Below are 7,334 nucleotides of genomic sequence, written 5' to 3'. Positions count from 1 at the left end.
CCGCCGGTGGGAGCGGCGAGGGGTCCGCCGCCCGCGACGCGGCGGTCGATGGCGGGTTCGGGCATGCCCTGACGGTCGTAGCCGTTGTCGTAGCCGGCGTCGTAGCCGTCGTTGTACCCGTAGCCCTCCGGGCCGCCCATCTCGTCCTGCGGCTGGACTCCCCGGCGGACGCGCGGCTGCTGCGGCTCGTCGTCCATCCAGTCGTCGTCGTCGCGTCCCGCCCTGCTGGCCCGCAGGCCCAGGGCCACGAGGACGACCACCAGGACCACGACCACAATGAGGCCGAAGACCACGATGTAAGAAGTCATGCCACCACCCAATGCCTTGGCCCGGCGAGAGTCTCCGGCGCGGACCTCGGGCCCGCTCCGGCCGTCACCGGTGGCCGGACGTCCTCGGGAGTCCGCCGGCGCGGCTTAGCCCGATTCTGTCCGACCGCTATGACCGTTGTCACACCCTTCGCGCACATTTACCCTCACACGGCGCGTGCCGACCGGCCGTCCGGCCCATCGGTACACCCCTGTCGGCTCCAGCCCCCCGGTGGGGTCCGCCCTGACCCGGTGCTCTGAGGCTCCACGGTCAACGCGCCTGCTTGCCGCCGAAGTTCCCGGTGATCCGTCCCCGTCCCACCGTGTGCTCGGCGATGGCGGGCAGAGAGTCCTTCAGTGCCGCGCCGTTCTGAAACGGTGCCGGATCGTCCAGCGCGTAGATGGTGAACCGGTACCGATGCCGTTCTCCCTTGGGCGGGCACGGCGGTGCGTAGCCCGCCTTCTTGTCCGTGGTCAACCCTTCGACGGTCCTGTCCAGACTTGCTCCCTCGACGAGTTCGTTCACCGTCCCGTCGATGCCCGCGATCACCCAGTGGACGTAGGCGCCACCGGACGCGTCCGGGTCGTCCATGACGATCGCGAACGACCTGGTCCCGGCCGGGGTGCCCGACCACCGGAGCGGTGGGGTCCTGCCCTGTCCGCCAGAGTACGTCGTGCAGCCGTACCTCGGGGGCAAGTCGCGCCCATCGCGGAAGACGGGGCTGGTCACCGTGAACCATTCCGACAGTTCGGCGCTCTTGTTCTGGGGCTGGCCGATCAGCCCGCAGCCGCCCACGGTCCCGGCGAGGGCGAGCGCGCCCGCCGCGGCCGTGATCGGACGCCGGTCTCTGCTCATCATCGATTCGCTCCCGGGCGAGATCGTACGCCGCGCGCCGCCGGATCGCCGTCATCTCGGCCCCGCATCTCGGCAGCCCACATCACGCCGCCGGCGCCCCCTTCCTCGTCCGCCCCAACGATAGGGCTTCGCGGGGAGTGGAACGCGCCTTTCGTCCCGTCGCGCGACGGCTCTCCGGGAGAGGGGCCTGTGATGTTGGTCATGCGTGGTTTGTCCTGTTCCATCCGGAAAATTGAGAAGGAGTGGTGAGTTTCACAGCTTCACCGGCCCCTCTCTTTGCCGTGACGGGAAATTCCCGCGTTCTTCCCATGGTTCTCCATGGTGCCGGGCACGATCATCAGGTAGCTTGTGAATGTCTTCACAAGCCGACCGTGACATTGGAGGCCGCAATGGCCAGGACCGCCGAGGGGACCCCTGGCGCTCCCCACATCCTCATCGTGGGTGGCGGCTATGTGGGCATGTACACCGCCCTGCGCCTGCAGAAGAAGCTGAAGCGCGAGCTCAGGAGGGGCGAGGTCAAGGTCACCGTCGTGGACCCCAACACGTACATGACGTACCAGCCGTTCCTTCCCGAGGCCGCCGCCGGGAACATCTCCCCGCGGCACGTCGTCGTCCCGCTCCGCCGGGTGCTGCCGAAGTGCACCGTGCGCAAGGCGCGGGTCACCGAGCTGAACCACGACGAGGGCTGGGCGATCGTCCAGCCGCTGGCCGGGCCGCCGGAGCGGATCTCCTACGACTACCTCGTCATGGCCGCGGGCGCGGTCCCGCGGCTGCTGCCGATCCCCGGGCTCGCCGAGAACGGCATCAGCCTGAAGACGGTCGGCGAGGCCATCCACCTGCGCAACCACGTCCTGGAGCAGCTGGAGATCGCGGAGTCGACCAACGACGAGGAGATGCGCCGCAAGGCGCTGACCTTCGTGTTCGTCGGCGGCGGGTTCGCCGGCGTCGAGGCGGTCGCCGAGCTGGAGGACATGACCCGCGACGCCACGAAGTACATGCGCAAGGTCACCCCGCAGGACCTGCGGTTCATCCTCGTCGAGGCCACCGACCGCATCCTGCCCGAGGTCGGCCCCGACATGGGCCGGTGGACCGCCGAGCAGCTCCGCGGCCGCGGCATCGCCGTGAAGATGAACACCCTCCTCAAGTCGGCCGTCGGCGGGCAGATCGAGCTGTCGGACGGCAGCGCCTTCCAGGCCGGGACGCTGGTGTGGAACGCGGGCGTGAAGGCGTCCCCGGTGGTCCGGCAAGGCGACCTGCCCGTGGACGAGAAGGGCCGCGTCAAGGGCACCGAGTACCTGACCGTCGAGGGCCTCGTCCGCGCGTTCACCGCCGGCGACAACGCCGCGATCCCGGACCTGACGCAGGACGGCGAGTTCTGCCCGCCGAACGCGCAGCACGCCGTCCGCCAGGCCAAGCTCCTCGGCGACAACATCGTCCGGTCGCTGCGCGGCAAGACGCTCAAGCCGTACGTCCACGGCAACCTCGGCACCGTCGCCGGCCTCGGCCTGCACAAGGGCGTGGCCAACCCGCTCGGCTTCAAGCTGAAGGGCTGGCCCGCGTGGTTCTTCCACCGGACCTACCACGGCGCGATGGTCCCGACGTTCAACCGCAAGATCCGCGTCGTGGCGGACTGGACGCTCGCGCTGTTCCTCAAGCGCGAGACCGTCTCCCTCGCCACCGTCGAGCAGCCCCGCGCCGACTTCGAGCTCGCCGCCCTGGACGACGCCCGGGCGAAGGCCAAGATCGCCGAGGCCGCCACCGAGACGAAGGCCGCCAAGCCCGCGGCCTGACCGCCCGTCCGCCCGAGACGCCCCGGCAGCCGGCACCGGCCGCCGGGGCGTCTCGCCGTCACCGCGCGCGTATGCCGACGGCCCGGCCCTCCGGTCTCGATCACCGGTGGGCCGGGCCGTCCGCGCGGATCAGGCGCGCTTCTTGAAGGCGCGCAGCGAGAGCGGAGCGAAGATCAGGGCGATCCCGACGCCCCAGGCCAGCGCGATCGACGCGTGTTCGAGGGCGGGGCCGCCGACCAGCAGGCCGCGCATCGACTCCACCAGGTGCGTCACCGGGCTGTTGTCCATCACCCAGGCCACCGGCCCGGGAATGCCCTCGGTCGACTTGATGAACGCGGTGCTCAGGAAGCTCAGCGGGAAGATCACCACGAAGCCGAAGATCTGCACCTTCTCCGGCTCGTTGACCTTCATCGCGATGTAGACCGACGTCCAGGAGAACAGGATCGCGAAGGTCAGCAGGAGCACGAACGCGGTCAGCAGCGCGAAGACGTTGGTCTCGATCCGGAAGCCGATCGCGAAGCCGACCACGAGCAGGATCGTCATCGACCACGCCTGCTTGGCGGTGTCGGCGATGATCCGTCCAGCGAGCGGGGCGCTGCGCGAGATCGGCAGGCTCCGGAACCGGTCGAACACGCCCTTGGTGATGTCGGTGTTGAGGCCGAAGCCGGTGCTCATCCCCGCGAACAGCGCGTTCTGCGCGATGATGCCCGGGATGACGACGGGCAGGTACGCGTCGACGCTGCCCTCCATCGGCGGACCGAACACGTACGCGAACAGCAGCACGAACATGATGGGCTGGATGGACAGGTCCAGCAGCTCCATCGGGTTGTGCTTGATCTGGACGAGGTTGCGCCAGGCCAGGGTCAACGTGTTGCGCACGGCGGTGCCGGGCGAGACCCGTTTGGAGAGGTCCTGCGGCGCGAACGTCGCGGCGGTCATGCGGACGCCCCTTCCTTGTCGGCCTCGGCGAGCTCGCCGGCCTCGGCGTCGATGTCGTCGGTGTGGTGGCCGGTGAGGGCGAAGAACACCTCGTCCAGGCTGGACTTGCGCAGCGACAGCTCGCCGACGGTGACGCCGGCGTCGTCGAGGCGGCGGACGACGGCGGGCATCAGCTGCGGGTCGGTGATCGGCGTGCTGATCAGGCCGTCGCGGACCTCAGGGACGGCCTCGGCCAGCTCGCCGACGATCCGCGCGACGACGTCCTGGTCGGTCGCGTCGACCGGGCGGACCTCCAGCACCTGGCCGCCGACCTGCGACTTCAGCACGTCGGACGTGCCGTGCGCGATGATCTGGCCGCGGTCGATGACGACGATGTCGTCGGCCAGTTGGTCGGCCTCCTCCAGATACTGCGTGGTCAGCAGGACGGTCACGCCGTCGTCGGTCAGGCCGCGGACGATGTCCCACAGGCCGTTGCGGCTGCGCGGGTCGAGGCCCGTGGTCGGCTCGTCGAGGAACAGGATCTGCGGCCGTCCGACCAGGCTCGCCGCGAGGTCGAGACGGCGGCGCATGCCGCCCGAGTAGGTCTTGGCGGCGCGTTCGGCGGCCTCGGTGAGCCGGAACCGCTCCAGCAGCTCGGCGGCCCGCGCCTTGGACTCCTGCCGCGGGATGCCGAGCAGGCGGCCGATCAGCACCAGGTTCTCGGTGCCGGTGAGCATCTCGTCCACCCCGGCGTACTGGCCGGTCAGGCCGATGAGCTGCCGCACCTTGTGCGCGTCCTTGACGACGTCGAACCCGCCGACCTGGGCGGTGCCGCCGGTCGGGTCGATCAGCGTGGCGAGGATCCGCGTCATGGTGGTCTTGCCCGCGCCGTTCGGACCCAGCACGCCGAGCACCGTCCCGGCCTCGGCGGTGAGGGAGACGCCGGCCAGCGCCTGGGTCTCACCGAACCGCTTCTCCAGGCCGTCGGCCTGGATGGCGTACGTCATGTGATCTCCTAGGTTTCTTTCGTTCGCCGGACGTCTCCGTCCCTCGGGCGAGGGAACAGCCAAAAATATGCGGTGTCCGGGGTGGTGCGCATCCAGTTTTTTCGCCGCCCCGGCCAAGCTTCGCCGGTAGCGCAAGACGCGCCCACAACATCGCATGGACCACTGACAAAACGCTGACGGCCGCGCGATTGTGCCCGGACCCCTCGAATCCCGTGCCCGCCACCCGGCGTTTCGTGCCCTGCACCGGCGGAGTTCTGGCGCCTGGGACGGGGTGTTAGCGCAGGGAGAAAAGACAGGAGGGCGCCTCCGGCGTTCTAAACTCGCGGTGTGACGTCGGTGCGGGGCAGTCACCAGAGGGACGGCGGGGGGCCGCACCCGCCGCGCTTGCGGCCGCCCGAACACCGGGTGTCGCGCCGCGCGATCGCGCACTGGGCGATCGAGTATCTGCTGCTGTGGGGCCTCGCGTTCGGGCTCGCGCTGGGCGTGGCCGCCTGGGCCGGCGACGCAGGGTGGAGCGGGATGCCCGGGTGGCTGTCGGGACGGATCGGCTGGCTGCCCTACATCATCGGCACGGCGGGCCTGCTCATGGTGACGGTCGCGCCGGTCTGGCGTTACCGCGTCCACCGGTGGGAGGTCAGCGCCGACGTCGTCTACACCCGGACGGGCTGGTTCAGCCGCGAATGGATGCTGGTCCCCGTCGGACGGATCCAGACCGTCGACACCGAGCAGGGCTGGATCGAGCGGATGCTGGGCCTCGCCACGATCGAGGTGAACACGGCCTCGCACGCCGGATCGTCCGAGGTCGCCGGCCTTCCGGTGGACGTGGCGACCCGCCTGGCCGAGGACCTCGCGCACCGCGCGCACGACCTCCGCGACGACGCGACGTGAACGTCCGAGGCGGCGACCAGGCGCCCGAACCCGCCGCGCACGACCGGACCGCCGGCTCCTCCTCCAACGGCCATCGCGACGGCGGCGCCACGCCCGCCGACTCCGCCGACTCCGCCTCCGGCACGTCCGGGGCCGCTGCCGCGACCGCGTCGAACGGGACGCGGCCGCAGGAGATCGGTCACGGGCAGCGGCTGCACCCGCTCACGTTCGTCGTCGGCGCCGTCCGGGAACTCATCGCCCTGGTCGCCGCAGGCGCGACGGGGCTCCTCGTCGGCGGACTGTCCACGGCCTTCTACTTCACCCTGGCCGGGCTCACGTTCGGGCTGATCTTCCACATCGCGAGCTGGGTGACGTTCACCTACGTCCTGTACGGCGACCGCATCGAACTGCGGCGGGCCCTCATCGGACGGTCCGTCAAGTCCATCCCGCGCGACCGGATCCGCGGCGTGGACATCACCGCGTCCCTTCCGCACCGGCTGCTCGGCCTGGCGGTCCTCCACATCGACGCGGGCGCGGACGGCGGCGAAGGCTCGCTGAACGCCGTCTCCCGGCAGGAGGCCGAACGGCTCCGCGAGATCCTCCTGGCCCGGGACGCGCCCGCGCCCCCCAGCCGCGTCCTCGCCCGGATGCGGCGCCGCTGGTACGTTTACGCGCCGCTCAGCGGCGCCTACCTGCTCACGCCGTTCGCGCTGGCCGGAAGCCTCCTCGGCACCGTCTACAACCTCGGCGACGACCTGGGCCTCATCACGCGGGAACGGGTGGAGAACTTCGGCCATGACGTGGTGGGCCTGTCCACCGCCCTCGTCGTCGCGCTGGCCATCCCCGTCCTGATCGCGATGCCGGTCATGTCGGTGATCGTCTTCACGCTGTTCAACTGGGACTTCACCGTCCGCGAGCGGGACGGCTCCGTCGTCGTCGAGCGCGGCCTCCTCACCCGCCGCAGCGTCTCCCTCGAACGGCGGCGCCTGCGCGGCGTCGAGCTCGCCGACAACCCGTTCGAGCGGATGGCGGGGGTGACCCGCCTGGGCGCCCTCATCACCGGTCTCGGGGACGTCGCGCATCGCGGCCGGCTCCTGCCCGCCGCGCCCCGCACGGTCGCCGAATCCCTCGCGGCACGCGTCGTCGGGAACGTCCCCGGGCCGCTGATCGCCCATCCGCCGGCCGCCCGGGGCCGTCGCCTGGTCCGCGCGGTGGCGGCGCCGGTCGGCCTGGCGGGCCTCGCCCTGCTCGCCGGTCAGCCCTGGGTCGCCTGCGTGTGCGCCGCGTTCGCCGTTCCCGCGGTCCCGCTCGGGCTGGACCGCTACCGCCAGCTCGGCCACGTCACGGACGGCGGGCGCCTCAGCGTCCGGTCGGGCTCCCTGCGCCGCCGCCAGGTCGTCGTCGAGCACGACGCCATCATCGGATGGCGCATCCGCCGGACGCTCTTCCAGCGCAGGCTCGGCCTGGCCACGCTGTTCGCGGCCGTCGGCGCCGGCGACGGCGGCTACTCCGCGACGGACATGGCGGAAGAGGACGCGGTGGCCCTGGCCGCCGGGATCACCCCGGCCTGGCTGACGCCGTTCCTGGAGCC

Annotated in this window: 6 protein-coding genes and 1 pseudogene; 3 read left to right on the top strand and 4 right to left on the bottom strand. The window is 71.1% G+C overall.

Going from position 1 to position 7,334, the window contains the following annotated elements:
* Together ETD83_RS37240 and ETD83_RS37235 are read right to left on the bottom strand one after the other, a co-directional pair.
* Positions 1 to 308: pseudogene (locus ETD83_RS37240) on the bottom strand (hypothetical protein); the annotation flags it as partial.
* Positions 309 to 576: 268 nt separating this feature from the next.
* The gene (locus tag ETD83_RS37235) at positions 577 to 1,164 is read right to left on the bottom strand and encodes a YbhB/YbcL family Raf kinase inhibitor-like protein (RefSeq protein WP_230421445.1); all 588 of its coding nucleotides are present in this window, start codon (positions 1,162 to 1,164) and stop codon (positions 577 to 579) included.
* A gap of 455 nt (positions 1,165 to 1,619) precedes the next feature.
* Here ETD83_RS37235 and ETD83_RS37230 point away from each other — a divergent pair, with 455 nt between their 5' ends.
* On the top strand, positions 1,620 to 2,951 hold the full coding sequence (locus ETD83_RS37230; protein WP_407921546.1) for an NAD(P)/FAD-dependent oxidoreductase: 1,332 nt from the start codon (positions 1,620 to 1,622) through the stop codon (positions 2,949 to 2,951).
* Between the two features lie 129 nt (positions 2,952 to 3,080).
* On the opposite strand, the gene ETD83_RS37225 is transcribed toward ETD83_RS37230, so the two are convergent.
* Both ETD83_RS37225 and ETD83_RS37220 read right to left on the bottom strand, forming a co-directional pair.
* A complete protein-coding gene (locus ETD83_RS37225; protein ID WP_138649899.1) occupies positions 3,081 to 3,890 on the bottom strand; it encodes an ABC transporter permease in 810 nt (269 codons plus the stop codon).
* Positions 3,887 to 4,876 carry an ATP-binding cassette domain-containing protein gene (locus ETD83_RS37220; RefSeq protein WP_138649898.1) on the bottom strand — a complete coding sequence of 330 codons (990 nt, stop codon included), beginning with the start codon at positions 4,874 to 4,876 and terminating at the stop codon, positions 3,887 to 3,889. The genes ETD83_RS37225 and ETD83_RS37220 overlap by 4 nt, the downstream gene beginning before the upstream one ends.
* 327 nt (positions 4,877 to 5,203) lie before the next feature.
* On the opposite strand from ETD83_RS37220, the gene ETD83_RS37215 reads away from it, so the two are divergent.
* A complete protein-coding gene (locus tag ETD83_RS37215; protein ID WP_171064660.1) occupies positions 5,204 to 5,764 on the top strand; it encodes a PH domain-containing protein in 561 nt (186 codons plus the stop codon).
* The coding region (locus tag ETD83_RS37210) for a PH domain-containing protein (RefSeq protein WP_230421444.1) at positions 5,761 to 7,334 on the top strand (1,574 nt) is incomplete at its 3' end. The genes ETD83_RS37215 and ETD83_RS37210, both read left to right, overlap by 4 nt.

Source organism: Actinomadura soli, assembly GCF_005889715.1.
Classification (GTDB): domain Bacteria; phylum Actinomycetota; class Actinomycetes; order Streptosporangiales; family Streptosporangiaceae; genus Spirillospora; species Spirillospora soli.
Note: the sequence above shows the minus strand (reverse complement) of the source record. Positions and strands in the feature narration are given on the sequence as shown.